This window comes from Olleya sp. NP1-10, assembly GCF_055804415.1.
Map to the genome: position 1 here is coordinate 2,614,654 of NZ_CM147840.1, position 24,072 is coordinate 2,638,725.

20 protein-coding genes and 1 riboswitch are annotated in these 24,072 nt (G+C 31.1%); of the genes, 14 read left to right on the forward strand and 6 right to left on the reverse strand.

The window, feature by feature from the left end; genetic code table 11:
* The first annotated feature begins 44 nt into the window (after nt 1-44).
* Nucleotides 45-425, forward strand: coding sequence for a Fur family transcriptional regulator (locus AC0L4B_RS12235; protein ID WP_473437167.1), 381 nt, complete (start codon nt 45-47; stop codon nt 423-425).
* Here the strand turns inward: AC0L4B_RS12235 and AC0L4B_RS12240 are convergent.
* A complete protein-coding gene (locus AC0L4B_RS12240) occupies nt 422-1,021 on the reverse strand; it encodes a DUF6642 family protein (protein WP_473437168.1) in 600 nt (199 codons plus the stop codon). The genes AC0L4B_RS12235 and AC0L4B_RS12240 overlap by 4 nt on opposite strands.
* A 187-nt stretch (nt 1,022-1,208) precedes the next feature.
* Nucleotides 1,209-1,303: riboswitch (TPP riboswitch) on the forward strand.
* A gap of 109 nt (nt 1,304-1,412) precedes the next feature.
* Between AC0L4B_RS12240 and thiS the strand changes: the two genes are divergently transcribed.
* The 8 genes from thiS to AC0L4B_RS12280 all read left to right on the forward strand — a co-directional run bounded on the left by thiS (nt 1,413) and on the right by AC0L4B_RS12280 (nt 10,254).
* Nucleotides 1,413-1,616 (forward strand): sulfur carrier protein ThiS, encoded by a 204-nt coding sequence (thiS, locus tag AC0L4B_RS12245; protein ID WP_028289994.1) that lies wholly within the window; start codon nt 1,413-1,415, stop codon nt 1,614-1,616.
* 58 nt (nt 1,617-1,674) lie between these two features.
* Nucleotides 1,675-3,534 (forward strand): phosphomethylpyrimidine synthase ThiC, encoded by a 1,860-nt coding sequence (gene thiC / locus AC0L4B_RS12250; RefSeq protein WP_473437169.1) that lies wholly within the window; start codon nt 1,675-1,677, stop codon nt 3,532-3,534.
* A 107-nt stretch (nt 3,535-3,641) separates the two neighbouring features.
* Nucleotides 3,642-4,238 (forward strand): thiamine phosphate synthase, encoded by a 597-nt coding sequence (locus tag AC0L4B_RS12255; RefSeq protein ID WP_473437170.1) that lies wholly within the window; start codon nt 3,642-3,644, stop codon nt 4,236-4,238.
* A gap of 4 nt (nt 4,239-4,242) precedes the next feature.
* Nucleotides 4,243-4,866 (forward strand): thiamine phosphate synthase, encoded by a 624-nt coding sequence (thiE, locus tag AC0L4B_RS12260; RefSeq protein ID WP_473437171.1) that lies wholly within the window; start codon nt 4,243-4,245, stop codon nt 4,864-4,866.
* 28 nt (nt 4,867-4,894) lie between these two features.
* Nucleotides 4,895-5,659, forward strand: coding sequence for a thiazole synthase (locus tag AC0L4B_RS12265; protein WP_473437172.1), 765 nt, complete (start codon nt 4,895-4,897; stop codon nt 5,657-5,659).
* A gap of 5 nt (nt 5,660-5,664) precedes the next feature.
* Entirely contained in the window at nt 5,665-6,777 is a 1,113-nt protein-coding gene (gene thiH, locus AC0L4B_RS12270) for a 2-iminoacetate synthase ThiH (protein ID WP_473437173.1), read from the forward strand.
* A complete protein-coding gene (moeB, locus tag AC0L4B_RS12275) occupies nt 6,777-7,835 on the forward strand; it encodes a molybdopterin-synthase adenylyltransferase MoeB (protein ID WP_473437174.1) in 1,059 nt (352 codons plus the stop codon). The genes thiH and moeB overlap by 1 nt, the downstream gene beginning before the upstream one ends.
* Nucleotides 7,836-7,884: 49 nt before the next feature.
* Nucleotides 7,885-10,254, forward strand: a complete 2,370-nt coding sequence (locus AC0L4B_RS12280) for a collagen-binding domain-containing protein (protein WP_473437175.1) — start codon at nt 7,885-7,887, stop codon at nt 10,252-10,254.
* A 124-nt stretch (nt 10,255-10,378) separates the two neighbouring features.
* Here AC0L4B_RS12280 and AC0L4B_RS12285 read toward each other — a convergent pair whose 3' ends face one another.
* The 3 genes from AC0L4B_RS12285 to AC0L4B_RS12295 form a co-directional block, all read right to left on the reverse strand.
* Nucleotides 10,379-11,512, reverse strand: a complete 1,134-nt coding sequence (locus AC0L4B_RS12285; RefSeq protein WP_473437176.1) for a phosphoribosyltransferase family protein — start codon at nt 11,510-11,512, stop codon at nt 10,379-10,381.
* Nucleotides 11,513-11,527: 15 nt separating this feature from the next.
* Nucleotides 11,528-12,982, reverse strand: a complete 1,455-nt coding sequence (locus tag AC0L4B_RS12290) for a nicotinate phosphoribosyltransferase (protein WP_473437177.1) — start codon at nt 12,980-12,982, stop codon at nt 11,528-11,530.
* A 101-nt stretch (nt 12,983-13,083) separates the two neighbouring features.
* On the reverse strand, nt 13,084-13,758 hold the full coding sequence (locus AC0L4B_RS12295; RefSeq protein WP_473437178.1) for an NUDIX hydrolase: 675 nt from the start codon (nt 13,756-13,758) through the stop codon (nt 13,084-13,086).
* Between the two features lie 546 nt (nt 13,759-14,304).
* Here AC0L4B_RS12295 and AC0L4B_RS12300 point away from each other — a divergent pair.
* Nucleotides 14,305-15,168, forward strand: coding sequence for an outer membrane beta-barrel protein (locus tag AC0L4B_RS12300; RefSeq protein ID WP_473437179.1), 864 nt, complete (start codon nt 14,305-14,307; stop codon nt 15,166-15,168).
* A gap of 131 nt (nt 15,169-15,299) precedes the next feature.
* Here the strand turns inward: AC0L4B_RS12300 and AC0L4B_RS12305 are convergent, their stop codons facing one another.
* The gene (locus AC0L4B_RS12305; RefSeq protein ID WP_473437180.1) at nt 15,300-16,346 is read right to left on the reverse strand and encodes an ArsO family NAD(P)H-dependent flavin-containing monooxygenase; all 1,047 of its coding nucleotides are present in this window, start codon (nt 16,344-16,346) and stop codon (nt 15,300-15,302) included.
* 50 nt (nt 16,347-16,396) lie between these two features.
* Nucleotides 16,397-17,407: an LLM class flavin-dependent oxidoreductase gene (locus AC0L4B_RS12310; RefSeq protein WP_473437181.1), complete on the reverse strand. Its 1,011-nt coding sequence runs from the start codon at nt 17,405-17,407 to the stop codon at nt 16,397-16,399.
* A gap of 394 nt (nt 17,408-17,801) precedes the next feature.
* Here AC0L4B_RS12310 and AC0L4B_RS12315 point away from each other — a divergent pair, with 394 nt between their 5' ends.
* From AC0L4B_RS12315 to AC0L4B_RS12330, 4 genes are all read left to right on the forward strand, one after another.
* A complete protein-coding gene (locus AC0L4B_RS12315; protein ID WP_473437182.1) occupies nt 17,802-18,308 on the forward strand; it encodes a hypothetical protein in 507 nt (168 codons plus the stop codon).
* Between the two features lie 167 nt (nt 18,309-18,475).
* Nucleotides 18,476-19,771 carry a hypothetical protein gene (locus AC0L4B_RS12320; protein ID WP_473437183.1) on the forward strand — a complete coding sequence of 432 codons (1,296 nt, stop codon included), beginning with the start codon at nt 18,476-18,478 and terminating at the stop codon, nt 19,769-19,771.
* 68 nt (nt 19,772-19,839) lie between these two features.
* A complete protein-coding gene (locus AC0L4B_RS12325; protein WP_473437184.1) occupies nt 19,840-21,309 on the forward strand; it encodes a T9SS type B sorting domain-containing protein in 1,470 nt (489 codons plus the stop codon).
* Between the two features lies 1 nt (nt 21,310).
* Nucleotides 21,311-24,040 (forward strand): PorP/SprF family type IX secretion system membrane protein, encoded by a 2,730-nt coding sequence (locus tag AC0L4B_RS12330; RefSeq protein ID WP_473437185.1) that lies wholly within the window; start codon nt 21,311-21,313, stop codon nt 24,038-24,040.
* Nucleotides 24,041-24,072: the final 32 nt, after the last annotated feature.

The window sequence follows — 24,072 nt, forward strand, 5'->3', positions numbered from 1 at the left end:
ACTATATATTTGTTAATGCAACAACGTTGCTGTATATTTGTATTATGGGAGTGATAAGAAAAACAAAAACCGTAGATGTATTATTAGATGAATTTGATAAAAGAGCTGTAGCTATTTCTGCTAAAAACTTAATTAAGCAATTTCAAACATCATTTAACAAAACCACAATATATCGTGTTCTAGATAAGCTTGAAGACGATGGTGTATTACATTCGTTTTTAGGTAAAGACGGATTAAAATGGTATGCTAAATGTAAAGGGTGTTCAGCTTCAGAACATAAAGATTTACATCCTCATTTTCAGTGTTTAAATTGCGGAAAAGTAGACTGTTTATCTGTAAGCGTAACACTTCCAAATATTCCTAATCGTAAAATTAAAGTGTCACAATTATTAATTCAAGGGACTTGCGAAACTTGCTATCTTTAATAATATAATCTAAAATCAAGTAGTTTACAGGCTTTGTAATGTTTTTGATGTAGTTCTTCCACTACTGTAAACATATCATCATCGTCATTAAATAGGTTAAAAAAAGCAATATCTAATGTATAGCTTGTAATATTAGGGTGAGCACAACCATAACCAGATAGTCCTTTTGCACCAGTAATATCTAAAAAGTATTGAGCCTCTTCGGCATCTAAATCAAGGACTTTTACATTAGAAAAATGCAGAATCTTACCTTCTAAGCGTCCTTCAAAAAGTTCAGCTATTTCTTGCAAATTATAATAGTAATCATTCAAACAAATACTATTGGCTTCACCTTCAATAACCAAGTAAATAACTTCGTAGTTTTTAAAATTATGATCATCTAAAACTAATGTACCTAAGCTAGACTCTAATCCTTCTATACTATCACAGGTATTATAAATACTAGCAACGCCATATTGTAAAGTCAATTGGTCAAGTTGTTTTTGTACTTCTGTAACTGCCTCTTCTTCCACGTCATTTACTGCTTCCAAACAATAAATAAAATAATCGGTATCTAATAATGGGACTTGTGGTAATTGGTCTTGAGGTTTTAACAAATCTTAGTATTTATGCTTAGTAATTCAAATACAAAAATAATGCAATTTTGGTTAGGTTATAAGGGCTTTAGGGATAAACTATACAATACTATAATTTACAAGCGTTTAGTATAGAAAGAATTAAAAAAACATTTAAAATTTATTGTATTTAGAAGTATTTACAAATTCAATTCATTAAATTTGTTACAGTAAACTTTAGGAGTAGCTATTAAATTAGTTTGAGAAAAATCCTTAGAACCTGATTTGGTTAATACCAACGTAGGGAAAAGTTAACAGTTTTTAAACTGTACACTTCCTCTATTTGTGTTTCTCACATAGTATTACCCCTTTTTAGTTTATATCATTAATACACAATATTGAAGCTGGTTGGGCTTCAAAAACAAGAATTAATATGATAGACATAAAAGTAAATAACACATCCTACCAATTTGAGTCTCAAATTACATTAGACCAAATAATTAAGCAATTAGATATTTCGGTTAACGGTATTGCTGTTGCTGTCAATCAAAACATTATTACTAAATCAGACTGGTCAGCAACCACTCCTAATAACGGAGATTCAATACTAATTATCAAAGCAACTCAAGGCGGATAATGTTATTTATGACTGAATTCAATACTATAAAACACTACAAATAATCAACCCTTAAACTATGAAAAACAAAGACACTGCTCCTAAACAAGGTGGCATCACTAGACATCCTTTTCCTAATTCTAAAAAGATATATGTCAATGGTAAAATTCACCCTCAAATTAAAGTCGCAATGCGCGAAATTGAGTTAAGTGATACTGTGGACTCTATGACCAAAAAGAAGACACCTAACCAACCTGTAACGGTTTATGATACGTCTGGTCCTTATACAGATCCTAATAAACAAATAGACATCCATAGTGGTATAGAACGTATTCGTGAACAATGGATTATGGATCGTGATAATGTAGAGCAGTTAGACAGCTACTCTTCTACTTATTGTAATGAGCGTTTAAACGATAAAAGCTTAGATCATATGCGTTTTAAGCTATTAAAAAAGCCTTTACGTGCTAAAAAAGGTCAAAACGTAACCCAATTACATTATGCCAAACAAGGGATAATCACTCCGGAAATGGAATACATTGCCATACGAGAAAACCAACGTATCGACGAGATGACCCAAATTAGAAAACAACATAAAGGCGAACATTTTGGAGCATCAATACCTGATAAAATCACTCCAGAATTTGTACGTGATGAAGTCGCTAGAGGTCGTGCTGTAATCCCTTCTAATATCAATCATCCAGAAGCTGAACCTATGATTTTAGGACGTAATTTTTTGGTTAAAATCAATGCTAATATTGGTAACTCTGCGGTAACATCGTCTATTGAAGAGGAAGTAGAAAAAGCAGTTTGGGCTTGTCGTTGGGGAGCAGATAATATCATGGACTTATCTACTGGAGAAAACATACATGAAACTAGAGAGTGGATCATACGTAACTCACCAGTACCTGTTGGTACAGTGCCAATTTATCAAGCTTTAGAGAAAGTTAATGGTGTAGCAGAAGACTTAACTTGGGAGATTTTTAAAGACACCTTAATTGAACAAGCGGAACAAGGTGTGGATTATTTTACCATTCACGCAGGTGTTTTATTGCGCTACGTTCCAATGACCGCAAAACGGGTTACAGGTATTGTATCTCGTGGTGGATCTATCATGGCTAAATGGTGTTTAGCGCATCATAAAGAAAGTTTTTTATACACTCATTTTGAAGACATTTGCGAGATCTTAAAACAATATGATGTTGCCTTTTCTTTGGGCGACGGATTAAGACCAGGATCTGTAGCAGATGCTAATGATGAGGCTCAGTTTGCAGAATTAGAAACATTAGGAGAACTAACCAAGATCGCTAGAAAGCACGAAGTACAATGCTTTATAGAAGGTCCTGGACACGTCCCAATGCACATGATTAAGGAAAACATGGAAAAGCAAATTGAGGTTTGTGACGAAGCGCCTTTTTACACATTAGGACCACTAACTACAGATATCGCACCTGGTTACGACCATATTACTTCTGGTATTGGTGCAGCTATGATTGGTTGGTATGGTTGTGCTATGTTATGCTACGTAACGCCAAAAGAGCACTTAGGTTTACCTAATAAAGAAGATGTACGTGTTGGTGTAGTAACCTACAAATTAGCTGCTCATGCTGCTGATTTAGCTAAAGGACATCCAGGATCTCAACATCGTGATAACGCTTTAAGTATGGCTAGATTTGAATTTAGATGGGAAGATCAATTTAATCTAGGATTAGATCCAGAACGCGCTAGAGAATATCATGACGAAACCTTACCTGCTGCAGGTGCCAAAATAGCCCACTTCTGCTCCATGTGTGGTCCTAAATTTTGCTCTATGAAAATCTCTCAAGAAGTTAGAGATTTTGCTAAAGAAAATGATATCGTAGATAATGAAGTCATCCAAAAAGGTATGGAAGAAAAGTCAAAAGAATTTAAAGATAAAGGCTCAGAAGTGTATCTTTAATAGTTTTAGGAAGTTCCCACGCTCCAAAAAGCGTGGGCAGGCTTTCCAATACAATCTTTTGCAGAAAAAGCAAAAGGATTTCCATTACAATCCTTAACTCAAAAAATATGATCGTACTTATTGCACCAGAAGAAGATATTTTAAACGAAATAGGACTATTAAACAAACTATTTCAAAACGGATTAGAATGTTTTCATCTAAGAAAACCTTCAAAAAACTATCAACAACATTGTGAGTATTTAAACCAAATAGATATTAAATACCACAACAAAATTGTAGTGCATTATCATCATGAGTTAGTTAATGATTATAACTTAAAAGGGATTCATTTTCAAGAACAAAAAAGAATAGATCATATTGATAATCCTGGACACTATTTTAAACCTCTAAACATGTTTGGTAAAACTATTAGTTCGTCCTTTCATGATCCAAAGGTATTAGCAGATTGTGAGTTTGAGTTTGACTATCATCTATTAAGTCCAGTTTTTGATTCTATTTCCAAACAAGGTTATCAAGGTCAAGGTTTTGATGTAAACCATATAGATAAGTACATTGTAGGTATGGGTGGCATTAACAATAAAACAATAGCACAGACCTTAAAATTAGGATTTAAAGGTATTGGTCTACTAGGTGCAGTATGGAATACTACAGACCCAGTCAATAACTTTATTACTTTAAAACAATCCTATATTCAATCACAATAATAATATGTTATCAAAACTACATTACATATCTCAGGGTACAACGCCTACTCAACATTTAGAGCATATTCAAAAAGCCTGTGCTTCCGGAATTGAACTAGTACAATTAAGATTAAAAAATGTAAGCCATGACCTTGTGTTAGAAACTGCAAAACTAGCCAGAGAGATAACCGCTAAATATAACGTGAGTTTAATTATAAACGACCATTATAAAATTGCTGCACAAGTTGAAGCAGATGGTGTGCATTTAGGTAAGTCTGATGCTTGTCCTTTAATTGCTAAGGCTACTTTAGCTTCTTGGCAAATGGTTGGTGGTACTGCCAATACAATTGAAGACTGCCAAACATTAATAAATAAAAAGGTAGATTATATTGGTTTAGGGCCTTTTAGGTTTACTAAAACAAAAACTAAACTTAGTCCCATTTTAGGGCTTCAAGGTTATGATGTAATAATTAATCAATTACAAACTAAAATTCCAATTATAGCTATTGGTGGTATTGTACAAAACGATGTATTAGATATTATTAATACAGGTGTATACGGTATTGCAATTTCAGGAGAAATCACTAGAGACTTTAATTCAATATCAAAATTTAAAAATATAATTAATGGTAGGTTATTACAAGAGTAACCTAACATTATTATCAAAAAACAATAAGATGTTACAAATAGCAGATAAACAGTTTAATTCTAGATTATTTACAGGAACAGGTAAATTTAGTTCGTCTAAATTAATGAAAGAGGCTTTATTAACCTCAGAAAGTGAGTTAATAACAGTAGCATTAAAACGGGTTGATGTAAAAGATAATCAAGATGATATACTTACACATTTAAATCACCCAAGTATAAATTTATTACCAAACACTTCTGGTGTTCGTGATGCTAACGAAGCCATTTTTGCTGCAGAGTTATCACGAGAAGCACTTCAAACAAATTGGATTAAATTAGAAATTCATCCAGATCCTAAATACCTATTACCAGATCCAATAGAGACTCTAAAAGCTGCTGAAGCATTAGTAAAATCTGGCTTTATTGTTATGCCTTATATACATGCAGACCCTGTATTGTGTAAAAGATTAGAAGACGTTGGTGTCCAATGTGTGATGCCATTAGGCGCTCCAATTGGAAGTAATAAAGGCTTAAAGACACAAGAGTTTTTAGAGATAATAATAGATCAAAGTAATGTGCCTGTGATTGTAGATGCTGGTATTGGCGCACCATCACATGCAGCTTTTGCTATGGAACTTGGTGCAGATGCTGTCTTAGTAAATACAGCAATTGCAGTGTCACCTAATCCAGTACAAATGGCAGAAGCTTTCAAATTTGCAGTACAAGCTGGTAGAATGGCGTATGAGGCTAAATTAGCAGCTGTAGTAGATAAAAAAGCAGAAGCTAGCAGTCCATTAACTAGTTTTTTAAATTAATACTTATGAGTAATTTTAAAGACGTATTTGATACTTATGACTGGGATTATACTTTGCAAAGTATATTTAACAAAACGGAAGCTGATGTTATTCAAGCATTAAATAGTACAAAACGAAATCTAGAAGATTTTAAAGCCTTAATATCTCCTGCTGCTAAACCTTTTTTAGAGCAAATGGCTCAGTTAAGTCAGCAATTGACTAAAAAACGCTTTGGTAATATTATTCAAATGTATTCACCAATGTATTTAAGTAACGAGTGCCAAAACATTTGTACTTATTGTGGCTTTAGCATGACTAATAAAATAGCACGACGTACCTTAACTAATACTGAAATTTTAAAAGAAGTTGAGTATATTAAATCTAAAGGTTATAATCATATCTTATTAGTTACAGGCGAAGCTAATAAAACTGTTGGCGTTAATTATATTAGTAATGCCATACAATTAATCCGTTCACATTTTGCTAATATCACTATAGAGGTCCAGCCATTACATCAAGAAGAGTATGAGCAACTAATAGATAATGGTTTATACGCTGTTTTAGTATATCAAGAAACGTATCATAGAGACGAGTATAAAAAACACCACCCAAAAGGTAAAAAATCTAATTTTGACTTTAGATTAGACACACCAGATAGACTTGGCAAAGCAGGCATTCATAAAATTGGTTTGGGAGCCTTATTTGGCCTAGAAGATTGGCGTGCAGATAGTTTTTTTACCGCTTTACATTTAATATATTTGCAAAAAACCTATTGGAAAACAAAGTACTCTATTTCATTTCCAAGATTAAGACCGCATTCTGGTGGATTAGAACCTAAAGTAGAAATGACAGATCCAGATTTAGTACAATTAATATGTGCCTTCAGGTTGTTAGACGAAGACGTAGAGTTATCTATCTCTACTCGTGAAAGCGAAATCTTCAGAAATAATATTGTTAATTTAGGAATCACCTCTATTAGTGCAGAATCAAAAACAAATCCTGGTGGATATGCAGTAGACCCTCAATCTCTAGAACAGTTTGAAATTTCAGACGAAAGATCTACTGAAGCAATTACTACCATGTTAAAAAAACAAGGATTAGAAGTCGTGTGGAAAGATTGGTCAAATAATTGGGAATAATGAAACTATCAAATCAAGAATATAAACAGTATGATCGTCATCTTATTTTAGATGAAATTGGAATAAAAGGACAATTAAAATTAAAACAATCTAAAGTATTGGTTATTGGTGCTGGTGGTTTAGGTTGTCCTATTTTACAATATCTTACAGCTGCAGGCGTTGGTTTTATTGGTATTATTGATCATGATACTATTGATCAAAGCAACTTACAACGTCAGATATTATACACACATGATGATATTGGTAAATTCAAAGCTGAAATATCTGCAAAAAAATTATCAAAATTAAATCCATTTGTAACCTTTCAAACGTATCTAGATAAGTTAACATCAAAAAATGTGATTGATATATTCTCTAAGTATGATATTATAGTCGATGGTAGTGACAATTTTCCTACACGTTACTTGGTTAATGATGCAGCAGTTTTAACCAAAAAACCTGTTGTATTTGGTTCTATCTTTAAATTTGAGGGTCAGGTTTCAGTATTTAATTATCAAAACGGACCAACTTACAGGTGTTTGTATCCAACAGCACCAAAACCAGACACTGCTCCTAATTGTTCTCAAATAGGTGTTTTAGGTGTTTTACCCAGTATAATTGGTAGCTTTCAAGCTAACGAAGTCATAAAAATAATCTGTAATATTGGTAATGTTTTATCAGGTAAATTGCTAAGTTTTAATGCACTTACAATGAATCAATTACTTTTAGATTTTAAAAAAAATACAGCTTCAGTTGTTAACAAATTAGACTCTAATTATGATTTAAGTTGTGGTTTAGTTAATAAGGATATTCAAACCATCACAATAAAACAATTGAATCAAAATCCTGAAAAATATAATTTACTAGATGTCAGAGAAGCTCATGAAAGAGCTATTCATCATATTGGAGGACAACATATTCCGTTAGGAGAATTATCTCATAGATTCAATGAAATCAATACAGGTAAAGACTTAATTGTCTATTGTAAGTCAGGAGTACGCAGTAAAAAAGCAATTCAACTTTTAAAAAACAAAGGTTGGATTAATCCATTAATACAGTTAGAAGCTTTAAAATTTTAATCAATTTAACTTAAAAACAAACTATATATAATTCCAAATCAACCATTAAATGAAAGCAAAAAAATTACAATTTAACAGATTAAAGCACAATATTTTTACTTTGAGCTTAGTCTTTTCAAGTGTTAGTGCGACATTAACAGCACAAAACGAACCCCTCAATCCTACAGAAGCAGCAAATAACTTTACTGTTTTTACTTCTGGAGATGCTATAGCTATGGGAACAGAATCTGAAGGCTCATGGGCTGTAGGTGGAAACTTAACTATAGATGGTAGTTTTAATATTTTTGGAGGTGTAAACTTTTTTAATAATGATGCGCAACCAACTGCTTTGGTTGTTAATCAACAAGTTAATTATGTATCCGGACAACTACACATATTAGACAATAATTATATTAAAATAGGTGATTTGTCTACAAGTAGTATTTTTAATGTTGATAATAATAACACACCTATTAATACAAGAATTACGTATTTAGATGGGACTTTTAACAGCAATCCTCAAATTGAATTATCAACCAACCAAGAAACAGAATCTATTTCTGATAACCCACAAATAGATTTTGCAGGTGCTTTTGATCAATTCACTTCTATTTCGGATGTTTTAGGAGCTCAATCGACTAATGTTACATGGAATGAAAATGAGCTTAACTCTGGAAAACTATGGGTTAATTTAATTGCCAACCAAACCAACGTAATTAATCTTACGGTTAGTGAATTTAACCAATTAAGCGAAATTAAATTCATAGATATTACACCTTCTTCAACAACACCTTTTATTGTTAATATTACAGATAGTAGTAGTAATACTGAAGTGGTAACTATTAATAGTTGGCCAAACATTATAGGAAGCCCATTAGAGTATGCATCTTCTATATTATATAACTTCCCAAATATTAGTAGTACAATAGATTACACAGGAGGAGCACAAATATATGGTACAATTTACGCTATTAATGCTAATTTTAATAATCAGAGTAGTTCCAATATTGATGGTCAAATTATTACTGAGGTCTTATTACAAAACTCCGGAGAAATTCACTCCTACCCTTTTGACGCTATAATTGATTTAGAAGATCCAGATCCAACAGAAGAAGTTTGCGACGGAATTGACAATAACAATGATGGCGTTATTGACGAAGGATTTGAGGACACAGATCAAGATGGAATTGCAGATTGTGTAGATAATTGTCCTTTAATAGCAAATCCAAATCAAGAAGATGAAAACAACAATGGTATTGGAGATGTTTGTGAAGAAAATATTCCTGAAGAAATTTGTGACGGAATTGATAATAACAATGATGGACTTATTGATGAAGGATTTGAAGACACAGATCAAGATGGAGTTGCAGATTGCGTAGATAATTGTCCTCTAATAGCAAATCCAAATCAAGAAGATGAAAACAACAATGGTATTGGAGATGTTTGTGAAGAAAATATTCCTGAAGAAGTTTGCGACGGAATTGATAATAACAATGACGGAGTTATTGACGAAGGATTTGAAGATACAGACCAAGATGGAGTTGCTGATTGTGTAGATAATTGCCCTTTAATAGCAAATCCAAATCAAGAAGATGAAAACAACAATGGTATTGGAGATGTTTGTGAAGAAAATATTCCTGAAGAAGTTTGCGACGGAATTGACAATAACAATGATGGCGTTATTGACGAAGGATTTGAGGACACAGATCAAGATGGAGTTGCTGATTGTGTAGATAATTGCCCTTTAATAGCAAATCCAAATCAAGAAGATGAAAACAACAATGGTATTGGAGATGTTTGTGAAGAAAATATTCCTGAAGAAGTTTGCGACGGAATTGATAATAACAATGACGGACTTATAGACGAAGGATTTGAAGATACAGACCAAGATGGAATTGCAGATTGTGTAGATAATTGTCCTTTAATAGCAAATCCAAATCAAGAAGATGAAAACAACAATGGTATTGGAGATGTTTGTGAAGAAAACACTACTGAAGAAGTTTGCGACGGAATTGACAATGACAATGACGGACTTATAGATGAAGGATTTGAAGATACAGACCAAGATGGAGTTGCAGATTGCGTAGATAATTGTGTTTATTATTACAATCCAGATCAATTAGATAGTAATCAAGATGGTATTGGAGATATTTGTAGTAATGGAACACCTACAAGAATTGCAGTTATTAATTTAGATATATATCCTGTACCATTTAAAGGTATTTTAAATCTTAAATATTCTACACCTTATGATACTTCTGTTAAAATTGAAATTTTTGACGTTAGAGGAACTTTAATAAAACAAATAGATAATTTAAAAACTAAAGCATCACAAGATTATGTAATTAAAGTAGATTTAACAGGAACAGAAAATCAAATGTTATTTGTTAGTTTAACAACTAATAACGGTAAAATTGTAAAACAAGTGATTTCTAATTAATTTCTAAAATAGAAATAAAGGAAAAGCCAATTTGAAATTAATCAAATTGGCTTTTTTATATTTTTAATATCCTGGATAATTGTATTAAAATTTTCAAATACGCGATTCTCAGGCAACAGGTATTTTAAGCATTAAATGCTGAAATTTTAAATTGAGTTACAAAATCATCTTCTATATCTTTGTAACTATTGGTACAATAAATATGGTCAATGGTTTCTTTTAATTCGTCAAAACCATAATTAAATTGTCCGTGAGTAACATATAAAAATACTTTTGATGCGCCTTGTTGTTTTAAAGCTTCGGCTAAGAATTTAAAAGTTCTTCCGCCATCGGCTAAATCATCTACAATTAAACATTCTTTGTTTTTTACATCGCCTTGAATACTAATTACAGGCGCTCCATTTACTCTAACTTTGTTAGATGGAGTTAAATCTGCATTCAGTTTTTCAGCAATTTCGTGTGTTGTTTTATAGGCTCCAGCATCTGGACTTACCAATACGGGGTTTCCTATTTTATTATATGTTTTTTTTACAAACTCGAAATGAGATATTATCTCAGAATTATTTATTAAGGCTAAAGAAATTGGACTATGTGGATGTAAAACAGACACCTTATCAAACTGCATGGTATTAATAAAATTACATATAATTTTTAAATCGAAAGATTCTCCTTTATTAAATCGTCTGTCTGAACGCTGACCAATTAAACAATATATAGTTAATGTAGCTACAGCATCTTTGTTCGTTGTATTTTCAGCATCCCAAGCTTCTTTTACAGCAGCAGCTCTAAATAAATCTTCATAACTATTTCCACGTACTTTAACATCTAAATTGCCATTTGCTACAATTTTAGCAGTTACCTGACCATCATTAAATTTTTTATCTCGTATTTCATCTGTCAATCTTTTTAAATTATTGTACGATTCTTTTAATCCAGCCCTATCATCTAATAATATATTATAATAAGGCTTTCTAGTTTTCATTAAAGGATTCTCATTAATTAAATCAAAAGGAATGTTACGTTCAATTAAATCTTCCTTTATATGGTCTAATTTTTTTCCTTCATTCCCTGTAAATAAAATTAACGTGAAACCATAGGACTTACAAATTCTTAAAAGCTCTATTATAGCTTCATAATTAATACCTTGATTATGGTAATCGAAAATAGTATTATCATAATCAAATGCTACAAATAGACTTTTATGAGCTAAATAATCTTGCCTTAATCTATTATAAAAATCAAATTCTAAAACATCCATAATCTAGCTGTTTAATTAGATATTAGTATTAATACTTTCTCTAATCTCTTGCAGAGTAACCTGATTCTTAAACTGTCCGTTTTCATAAATAACTTGTAATTCGCCTTCATTTTCTCGCTCAGGACTTACTTGATCTACTAAAACATATTCTCCGTTTACTTTATCAACTTTAATTAACCCTTTTGCAGACTTTTTTACACCATCATCTGTAATTGGATCTTTAAAAATTTCTCTTCGTTCTCCGTTAACGACTACAGATGTTGCTTTCATTGCAAAACCAAAAGTATCTCTAGTATTAAACTGATACGTGAAAGAACCAATTCCTAAAACAACATTAGTAGAAGCAAAACCTTTGTCGTGTAATCGTTGACAAATATTTTCTGCTCTTTCCGTAGTAATACTATCTCCATAAATAGCTCCAATGTGGCTGTCTAAAACTTTAAAACCTTGTTCGTTAACAGTTCCTCCAAAAATATCCCAAAGCAATTCTACTACTCCTTTATCTTTTGGTGCTTTTCCGCCAAGCGTTTTAGTTTCACCACAAATAATATCTACTGGATCGCCACTATCAGGACGAATTACTAATTTTCCATCTCTAGCTAAAACTTCGTCTTTCAATTTTGGTAAATACTCCGTTAATACTTTCCATAAATCCCAAGTATCACTTACTACTGATAAAATACCACTAGGATACGTATTCATTAAAGCTCTAAAAGTTCCTATTTCATCATCTTTGGTACCAGCACACATAACAGAGTGTTCTGTTGCATTTACAGAACCTACTACAAAACCTTCTGCTTTGTAATATTTGCGTAAACTACTTATTATTGGTAAAGTATCTGAACCTAAAAATACAGAAGCGTGTCCCATTCCAGAAGAAATTGCACTTTGCAAACCTCCCATTCCACGCATAGAAAAATCGTGACCTTGAAAATCAATAAACGCTAAATTATCTTTATCTGTTTTTAATGTCCAATCTTTAAATATTCTTTTATAACGTAATGCTATGGAAGCAGATGTCATTGGTTGCCATAACATGGTTGACAAAATGGTTTCTAAAAAGTTAGTTATCCAATAAAAATTTTTATCTGTATTTACTACAGTAACCATAGGAACTCTAATTGGCACCTCTACTCCTTCTGGTAAAGATTTTACTTTTATTGGTAAATATTGTAAATCGTGTAATTCTTCATAATGTGTTACGTCATAATCAGTACCTAAATACAAAGACAATTCTTCTTTTAATTCATTACAAACTTGTGCTTTTGGTTTTGAAAAGAAATTATCTTCAAAATAATCGTGTAACCATTGAAAAACATATTGTTGTCCAAATGAAACTACTTTGTCACAACCTTTCGGAGCATATTTATTACTTCTAGGTGTCCAGTTAGAATATACTTCTTCTGTTCCTTTTGGGTACTGTTGGTGGTGTCCTGTTTTGTATCCGTCTGTTAATAATAATCCGTTCATATTAATTGTTTTTTTGTGTAATTATGACACAAATATATAAGAGATTTAAATCTCTACCAAATTTATTTGTGTTTTTTTTACGCAAATTGTTTTTTATTGATTTATATATCGAAAATAATACCCTCTTCTTTTAATTTGAAATATCTTTTCTTGTTGAATTTAAATAAGTTAGCAGGTCTTCCTGAACCTTTAGATACTTTTTCATCGAGTTGATCTAAAATATTAAAACCTATAAGTTTTTTTCTGAAATTACGTCTATCTATGGCTCTACCTAATAAGGTTGTGTACAGTTTTTCTAAATCTGAAAACGGAAACTTCACATCTAATAATTCAAAACCTATAGGTTCGTAGGTGATTTTTCCTTGTAATCGGGCTATTGCTTTTTTAAGTATTTCATCATGATCGAATGAAAGTTTAGGTAGTTCATTTATATGAAACCATTGTACTTCTTCTGCATCAGTAGAAGCAACTATTTTAAAGGTACTAGGTTTAACCAATCCGAAATAGGCAACCGATACTACTCTACTCCTTGGATCTCTATTTGGATTTCCAAAGGTATATAGTTGTTCTAAATAATTTATTTGAATTCCTGTTTCTTCCTTTAACTCTCGTTCTACAGCTTCTTCCAAAGATTCATTTTCTAAAACAAATCCTCCAGGAATAGCCCATTCACCTTTAAAAGGTTCATATTTTCTTTTGATAAGTAATACTGAAATAGATCCTGCTTCGTAACCAAAAACTACAGCATCTACAGAAAGTTTAATTGCTTGTTGCATTTTATGCGTATTTATTACGCTAATATAATATATTTTAGATAATTCTAAATTTGAAAATTAAAATTTAGAAATACATTCATATTTCTTATAAAATTAGCAATTCAAAATTTTTAATATCAGTAATTATACTCAAAATAATACTGAATATATGGTTGTGCAAAGTCTTATAATAGACCTTAATTTTAATCTAAAAAATAGTCTAAATACTGATTTATTATAAAAATCAACTTTTTGACCTTATCTTATTAAAAAAACAGGCTTCAAATTATTTTAAAATGATTTTTTTAGTACTAAAAATTAGATTTTGGCATCTATTAAAGGGGTTTCTTACAAATTAAGAGTTAACATCTTAGTTTTGATCTAATATTTACATGCTGAAAATCAGTAAGTTCATGAAAAGTCGCACTATCATTGGTAATTTAACATAATAGTTTTGCCTTAATTTTAAGAAAAGTCATCAAAAAAAGTATATTTGTAAACGATTAAAATATTAGTAATAAGCTAAAATTTTAATTGTTTTAATTTAACAAAAATAAAATTCAAATTATGAAACAAGTATACTTAGTGTTTGCTTCCTTATTTATTAGTACAATGTCATTTGCTCAGTTAGAGTTATCTGTAAGTACAGGTTATGCTGCTGGAAGTGCAGAAATGAAATTAGGGGAAAGCATCAATATTTCTCAAACAGAAAACTCTTATGGTAGTTATGGTGAAGGTGTAAATGTACAATTAAGAGGAACATATTATTTTAACGAATCATTTGGTGCTGATTTAAGTGTCGGATACCTTAATGGTGATGATCAGGATGTATCTATGGTTAGTTTACCTGGAACTGAAATTGACGCTGTTGCAAGATCTCGTGCTTTTGGAGGTTCTTTGGCTTTAGTGTATAAGTTTACAGATAACCTTTATGGTCGTTTTGGAGCATTAGTAAAAATTGGAGGTAAAACAGAAGCAGTTGTTTACAGACAACAAGTATTATCAGAGGCAGAAGCTAATGCATTTGGGTTGCCTCAAGGATCTTACACTGAGACTAATTATAAAGAAGACTTTCATGGTCATTTCCCTTTAGGTTTTGTTGGTGCTTTAGGTTACAAGTTTAATATAAATAATAATTTAAATTTATTTGTAGAAGCTGAATATTATGGAATTAGTTTAAAGCGTAAAGATTCTGAATTATCAGAATTTAATACAGATGTTTTCTTGCCAGATGGTACGCTTGCACAATCAGGTTTATATACTATAGACAACTTACCTAATGGTGTAAATAAAAAAACGACATACGTAGATAGCTTACCAAACGACAATACAGATAGCTCTAAACAATTATCTCAAAAGGTACCTTATTCGTCTTTTGGTGTTAATTTTGGTATTACTTACAGGTTTAAAGGATCTTCTAAAAACAATTAATTATTACCACACACAATAATTTAAAAGCCCATTAAATATTAGTTTTAATGGGTTTTTTTGGTTTAATTTTTATAAAGTTGTCATAAAACACACTTTTTATTGACATAGTGATAATAAGTATTTTCCTTAATTTAAGTTCTTAATAACGAAACGATACTGTTTACAGTATGTCTAGCAGTTTTACCAACACCATAAATAGTTGCAGAAGCAAATCCAGTCCAACTACCATAGCCAACAAGCCATAAATTTGGTAGTTTTTTACTTTGTGTATAATTAGTTTCAATTTTGTTATTTTCTATTATATTTAACGTTTTTAAATGTTTTAGGTTAGCTTTAAACCCTGTACACCAAATCACTATATCAAACTTAGTTTTTGTATTATCTTCCCAAATCACTCCATGGTTGAAAAAAGACTTAAAAGGTCTTTTAGTATGTAATACACCTCTACTTCTTGCCTCTTTAACACTTTTAACCATTACTATATCACTTAATGACGTTTTTGATCCTGCAGTAGTTTTACCTGATTTACCATAAAATTTATCTGTTGCATCATTAAATAAATAACGTCCATCGATGTCATCTGGTAAGAAACTTGGTTCAGACAATGTTACCCATTGTGTGCTTGCGACTCTTGATACATCTGCTAAAATCTGAGCGCCCGAGTTTCCACCTCCTATAATCAAAACGGACTTGTTTTTAAAAGTATTAGCATTTTTATAATTAGAAGAATGTAACATAGTACCTAAAAATTGCTCCTGATTAGTGTAATTAGGTATAAATGGATTTTGTGCTGTTCCTGTTGCGCTAACTAAAGTTTTACAGTAATAATCTCTGGTATTAGTTTTAACTTTAAAACCAAAGTCTATTTTATGAACTTCTAATACTTTGATTTGACGTTCAATATTAAAATTATAACGCTTTTGATATTGCTCTAAATAGTCAATGAAATCAGTTTTACTTGGATATTCAGTTTCTCCTTTAGGCATTGCCCTACCAGATAAAGAGCTAAACTCGGTTGGAGAGAATAAATTTAGGTTATCCCATGTTTGTAACCACGAGCCACCAGCGTTATCTTGATCATCCAAAATTAAATAGTCTATTTTATAACGTCTTAAAAAGTAAGCAACAGACAAGCCAGCTTGGCCTCCTCCAATAATAAGAGTTTCGTATATTTTCATTTGGATTTTTTTTGATTAGTTAAGTGGTCTTAACTAATTATTTAAAACAATTATTCATTATTAATATCATCTATTATTTCGGCAAAATACTTGTAAGATTTAATTCTATCTTCAATATCATATATGTTAGTAACAGCAATTAATTCGTTGGCTTTTGTTTGTTCAATAAACGTCTCTATTTCGGCTTTAACTGTAGATTTACTGCCAACAAAAGAGTATTTTAACATTTGATTTACTTGTGGGTTTTCTAAGACCTGAGTGTGGTATGCTGTTTTATCGGTTGGTGGCTGTACTTTTTCTTTTTTACCTGTAAACAAACCAACAATCATTTGTATTAATGATGTATATAAACGTTGTGCTTCTTTATCTGTGTCTGCTACAATTATATTAACACCAACAATAACATAAGGTTGTTTTAAGAATTCAGAAGATTTAAACTCGTTTCGGTAAATCTCCAAAGCAGTAAACAACTGTGAAGTTGCAAAATGGCTTGCAAAAGCATAAGGTAAACCTTTTGCTGCTGCTAAATGTGCGCTATCTGTACTTGAACCCAATATATACAAAGGGACATCAGTGCCTTCTGCAACAGTAGCTCGTACTTTTGATTGAGAATTGTTTATTGAAAAATACTTCTGAATTTTTTCAAGCTCATTAGGAAAGGATTGTGATGCTTTCATGAAATCAGAACGTATAGCTTCTGCTGTTTCACGATCTGTTCCAGGAGCGCGACCTAAACCTAAATCAATTCTATTAGGATATAAGGTAGCCAAAGTACCAAATTGTTCAGCTATAATCAAAGGAGAATGATTAGGCAACATAATACCACCAGAACCAATACGTATACTTTTTGTGCCTTGAGCTACATAACCAATTAAAATGGAAGTTGCACTACTACCAATATTTGAAGAGTTATGATGTTCGGCTAGCCAATAACGTTTATACCCAAAATCTTCAACTTTTAAAGCTAATTTTAAAACATTGTTAAAGGTTTGTTGTAATACATGATCTTGAGAGATTAAAGCTAAATCTAATACCGAATAGCCTATTTTATTTATTTTCATGAACTATATATCTAAAATCTAATTTTAAGAATGAATTGTAATAATTTTATAAAAAAACTTTATTGGTAAACATATAAATTATTCAATATTAAATAAATATGTTTTTTGAATTATTAAAAGATAAAAATAAATATAATTGTTTGTAATTTTAATATATTTTAATATTTTTGGCACCCATTATTATTTAAGTATATATTAAAATTGTTTTTTTTGTTAAAGTGTTACACAAATCACACTTTATTTTTTTAGAAAAACATGTATTTAGAGTTTATTTTACTAAATTCTAATCGATGTATTTTATCGTTAATATCTGCTATTCATCCTTCAAAAGTGCATTTCATCTGATTATTTTACTCTACACAGAATCTAAAATGTAAAAAAAAGACAATTTTCGTTGTTTATTTTAATTATTTACATAGATTTGTTTCATTATTACACATTAAATACCTTACACAATGAAAACAAAAACTACTTTATTAACCGTGATTTTTTTATTTTAGTCAGTATTGGCTATGCTCAAAAATCTTCACCACGATTAATTTCTGGAAAAGTGAGTATAAATAAATACCACACTTTAGAGGAATTAAATAAATTACAAAAAGGTCAATTATTAACATTATACATTCAACGAATTGAAGTTTTAGTAAATATTTTACCAAATATAGCATTTGCTACAAAGCCAAATGTAACTATGGCTTCTGTTGGTATTCCAGAAACTAAAGAAAACAAAAAAACGTTACAGGCAAATCAAGAAGCTTCGGTAGAGTATTTTGACAGAACTGTAGATTTTCAGAGATTGATTTTACCATATTCAGATACTAGTAATATTATTACTGCTATTTTATTTTACGAACAAACTATTAAATCGTTATTTACCTACGACGACTTTAAAGTTGATTAAATCAAGACTTTAACAAGTTTTAACAAAAGAGCGGATAATAAATTTCGTTCGGTTTTTTATATCAAATTACATTTTATCGAAAATAAATCACGTTTTAAAAGATATTTATGTTTATATTTGATTTATATAAAATTAATTAGTAATTCATTAAATGAAATTTAACCATTATGAAAAAACTATTATTTACCTCAGTATTATTTATATTAGCATTTAACATTGTAAATGCACAACAGGAAAAAGGTATCACAGGATTTGACAACTGGTTAAACCCTTGGACAGATTTTACACCTAATAAAGTTAGTTATAATAAACCTAACCAGATTATTAGTGGTGATATCACAAAAGATACTAAATTATTAAAACGAAACACATATTTACTTTTAGGTGATGTATTTGTAACAGACAGTACAACTTTAACAATCGAGCCTGGGACAGTAATTATTGGTGATTTTAAAACTAAAGCTACTCTAACAATTGCAAATGGATCTAAAATTATGGCGAAAGGTGAGAGTACTGATCCAATAATTTTTACTTCAAGTCAAAGTTTGAAAAAACCAGGAGATTGGGGTGGTATTTTTATTCTAGGTGATGCTCCAACTACAAAAGAAGGAGGTTCAGAAAGATTAAACTACGGTTTAAGTGCTTCTAATTCTAAAAATATTGTTTATGGAGGCGATAATCCTGAAAGTAATTCAGGTGTTATAGAATACGTAAGAATTGAATATGCAGGAAAAAGAACAAAAGAATATGGTTATTTTAACGGATTAACACTTGCTGGTGTTGGTAGTGAAACCATATTAAATAATATTATGGTGAGTTTATGTAGAGGTAACTCGTTTAGTGTTAAAGGAGGTCAAGTAGAATTAGAAAAGTTTGTATCTTACAAGTCTAGTGCTAATGATTTTAAAGTTAGTAATGGTGCTCAGTGTAGATTAATGAATTCTTTAGCTGTTAAATCTCCATACATTTCAGGTGCTCAAGCTTCAAGATGTATATATGCATTAAATAATGATGATGATGAAGCTTTTGCTGAAATCAACACTACACTTGCAGCAGAAAATTTAACATTGATTAATGTTAGTAAAGATTTAAGTTATGATATTCAAGTAGGTTTAGTAAATGAAGCAATTTTCATTGGTAGGGATGCTAATTTTAGTATTGATAAAAGTGTTATTTCTGGATTTAAGCCAGCAGTATATTTAGATAGCAAAATTAGAGTTAATAGTGAAAGTCTTGATAAAATTCAATTTACTAGTACTTATTTTAATAATTGTGAAGGTAATATCTTTGTGAAAAATACAACTGTAAATGAAGATTTAGAAAACTGGTATGGTAGTCGTGCATTTAATAATGTATATTCTAAAGGACCAGATAGCGAAACCTTTATTGACGCTCAAAGCACTGATAGACCTGATTATAGGTTAATTATAAATAAAATTGCTGCCTCTAAGACAGATAATTAATAAGACATGTGTTTAATTTATTAACATAAATATTATTTATATAGTATAGAAGATTACTGACCAACCAAATGCAAACCATCTCCCAAAATTCAAAGCTATATTTAATAGTAAGTTTGTTAATTGTATTATTTTGTCAAACAGTTAACGCTCAAGTAGTATTAAGTGCACCTGATATTGATATCGTAAATGCAGCATGTGCAAAAGTAGATTTTAACAGTTTTGAAGTTGGATTTACATTTACGCCTGATGATGCTATTCAAGCTTCAAATCAATTTAAAATTGAATTATCGGATGCTAATGGTGACTTTAATGGTACGCCTAATTATATTTATACCTCAGAACCTGGTGAAATATTAACTTCACCAGCAACAATATATATATCATTTCCTCAAGACACTGCTGGAGAAGCCTACAGACTGAGGTTGTCAAGTAGTGCTCCAGTATCAACCAGTACTCCTTCTCAACCTTTTCCAGCTTACTTTAAACTACACGATACACCTTTTACTATCAATAATTTAGTATCTACAGCTGCTTATTGTTCTGGAAGTAGTTATTTATTAACTATCGATAACCCAGGAACAGGTGATAATATTTCTCCTTTAAACTATCCATCTTTAACTTATTTATGGTATAGAGAAACTGGTCCTACAACATCAGAATTTGTTGGTGAGGGATCTAGTTTATCAGTAGACGAAGAAGGTACTTATTTTGTAGAAACAAATTATGGTAGTTGTACATCAGATTCATTTTCTAACCGTGTGACTATTAGTGAATCCACATCAGGTGTAACGAATATAGAAATAAATTCTAGTTTAGGTACAAACTTTTGTCCAGATCAAGGAGCGACAATATTAAGTACAGTTAACGCAAATAGTTATCAGTGGTATAAGAATGGTATTATAATTCCAAATGCAACAGAGCAAAGTTATGAAACGACTGAGTCCGGAACATTTGCTGTACAAGTAGATTTAGGAGGCTGTTCTGGAGCAGGTGAAATAATTTTAGATAGCCAAGAATTTATCGGAGCTATCAATGTTGATGACACTAATGAATTAGCGGAAGGAGAATCTTTATCTGTAATACTATCTGATACTGCAATGTCACCAGAATATCAATGGTTATTAAATGGTCAAATACTATCTGGTGTCACACAAAATAGCTTTAATGCAACAGAATTAGGGGATTACGAAATTATAGTTACAGAGACTCAAGGTTGCGCAACTTCTGTATCTTTCTTTTTCTCAATAATTGAACCTTTTGATGCTTTTCCGGATATAGATAAAATCCCAAATCTTATTAGTCCAAATGGAGATAATATTAATGATACCTGGATTATACCACAACAATATACTGCAGGATCAGATACACAAGTAACAATTTTGTCAAATCGTGGCGAAGTTGTTCTTCAGACTAATGAATATTTAAATAATTGGCCTGAAAACGATCTTAACTTAACTAATATAAATAAAGTGTTTTATTACATTATAGTAACATCAGATAACCAAGTAAAAAAAGGTTCAATAACCATCATAAAATAGAATGAAAAAATACTTTCTAATTTTACTTTTATGTATTAGTACATGTCAATTAACATTATCTCAAGAAGTCGATGATGGTGTTGTTGCATTTGATATGCCTTTCAGAAATTCATTAACATTTAATCGTTACACAATAAACCCAACATTTAGTTTTGTAAGAGAACAAACTAAGTACATTAGTGTTTCCAATAAACGTGAGTGGGTTCAATTTGAAGATGCTCCCCTAACCTATTTAGCTAGTTATTCTGGAAGATTCGGCGAAAATATTGGTGCAGGTATTGGAGTCTTTCAACAAAACTATGGTGTTTTAACGACATTTGGTGGAATTTTGAATTTTGCTTATAATGTAGAATTAGATAGAGATAGTAATTTAACTTTTGGTCTTAATGTTGGTGCTTACAAAAGTGGTTTAAATACAGGTAGTGTTATTGTTAATTTTGATGATCCATCAATAGAAAATGTTCCAGAAAATTTATTATTATCAATAAACCCTGGAATCAATTATGGAACAGGTTTTTTAGATATTGGTGTTTCAATAAAAAATATTGTTGCCTATAATTTTGAAACTTCATTAATGCTTGAAGATAATCCCGAACAAGGGGTTCAAGCCCATTTAATGTACACAGGTTATTTTGATACACGTGGTTTTTTTGACGAAACCAAATTTTCTGGTTTAATAAAGTCTGAGTTTAGAAAAGATGAAACAATCATTTCTGGACTAGCTATGTTAACTGTACCAAAAGGTATTTGGGGACAAATTGGTTATAATACTGTGTATGGTGCATCTGTAGGTTTAGGTATAAATATATCAACCCAAATTGCAATTGAATATAACTTTGAAAAAGCTATTGGAGATTTAACTGATTTTGGTCCTTCACATGATATTTCTTTAGCTTACAGATTTAAAAATAAAGAACGATATTATTATAGTAGTGGTGATGAAGTTGGGAGTATTTTATCTGGTAACCCTAGAAAAAGAAGAAAACCAACAGTTAAAGTAGATCGTAAAGCTATTGCTGAAAGAAAAGAACTTGAAAAAGCAGAATTAGAAGCAAAAAGATTAGCAAAACTTCAAGAAAGAGAAGATCTTAAAGCTGCGAAATTAGCTGAATTAAAAGCTAAAGAAGAAGCTGATGCTGAAGCAGCACGTTTGGCAGAACAAAATACTCAAGAAGAAGCTGATGATGATGCAACACGTCTGGCACAACAAAAAACTCAAGAAGAAGCTGATGCTGAAGCAGCTCGTTTAGCACAACAAAAAGCTCAAGAAGAAGCTGATGCTGAAGCAGCTCGTTTAGCACAACAAAAAGCTCAAGAAGAAGCTGATGCTGAAGCAGCACGTTTGGCACAACAAAAAGCTCAAGAAGAAGCTGATGCTGAAGCAGCTCGTTTAGCACAACAAAAAGCTCAAGAAGAAGCTGATGCTGAAGCAGCACGTTTGGCACAACAAAAAGCTCAAGAAGAAGCTGATGCTGAAGCAGCACGTTTGGCACAACAAAAAGCTCAAGAAGAAGCTGATGCTGAAGCAGCTCGTTTAGCACAACAAAAAGCTCAAGAAGAAGCTGATGCTGAAGCAGCACGTTTGGCACAACAAAAAGCTCAAGAAGAAGCTGATGCTGAAGCAGCACGTTTGGCACAACAAAAAGCTCAAGAAGAAGCTGATGCTGAAGCAGCACGTTTGGCACAACAAAAAGCTCAAGAAGAAGCTGATGCTGAAGCAGCACGTTTGGCACAACAAAAAGCTCAAGAAGAAGCTGATGCTGAAGCAGCACGTTTAGCACAACAAAAAGCTCAAGAAGAAGCTGATGCTGAAGCAGCACGTTTGGCACAACAAAAAGCTCAAGAAGAAGCTAACATAAATCCAATAACTGAATCAGGTAAAGAATTATTGGCACTAACAAAACAGGCAGATAAATCTAAAGAAAATCAGGATGATTTATTACAACGTTTTGATGATATTATTCAAGTTAAAGACGAAGATCTTAAAATTTTAAAAGAAGAAAATGATTTGGTAGAACAAGGTATTGCTGTAAAACAACGAGCTTTCAAAAGTATTACTGAAGAAAATAATAGACTAAACAGAATTAAATTAGGATTAGAAAGTAGTATAGAAGAAAGGAATGAAGAGATCGCAAATCTTAAAAAACTATATGAAGAACAATCTGATTCAGATATTGAAATGTTAGATAATGTTAATCTATTTTTTAGTAAAAAGATTAAACAACTAGAATCTGAACAAGCTATAGCTATTAATGCTAAAAATAGATTAGAAGCTACATTAGAAGAGATTAGGATCTCTACAGAATTTGAAAGAAAAAGAAGAATTAAACGAGCAACTTTTGTTGATGAAGGAGGACGATACGAAGAAGATCGTGCAGCATTAAAACAAATTAAAGAAACAACTACTTTAAGCACTACACCATTAACAGTAGAAGATTTTGATTTTGGTGAAAAACAAAATGGTATAAAAATTCTTGAAAACATCAATAAAGAAGATAAGGGATATTATTTAGTTTTAGCAGTTCATACAGATGTTAAAAAACGTGATGAATTTTTAACCAAAGCTGTTCAAGCTGGACGTAGTGATATTAACTTCTTCTACGATGTAAATACAAGTAAGTACTATATCTATTACAGTAAATATAATAGTATCCAAAATGCAAATAAGGCATTTAATTCAGTAGATGATAAGCCTTACAATAAAAATATTTCAATCATAAAAATTGAATAAAACAAAGTAAATTAATCCCTTATCTATTCTCA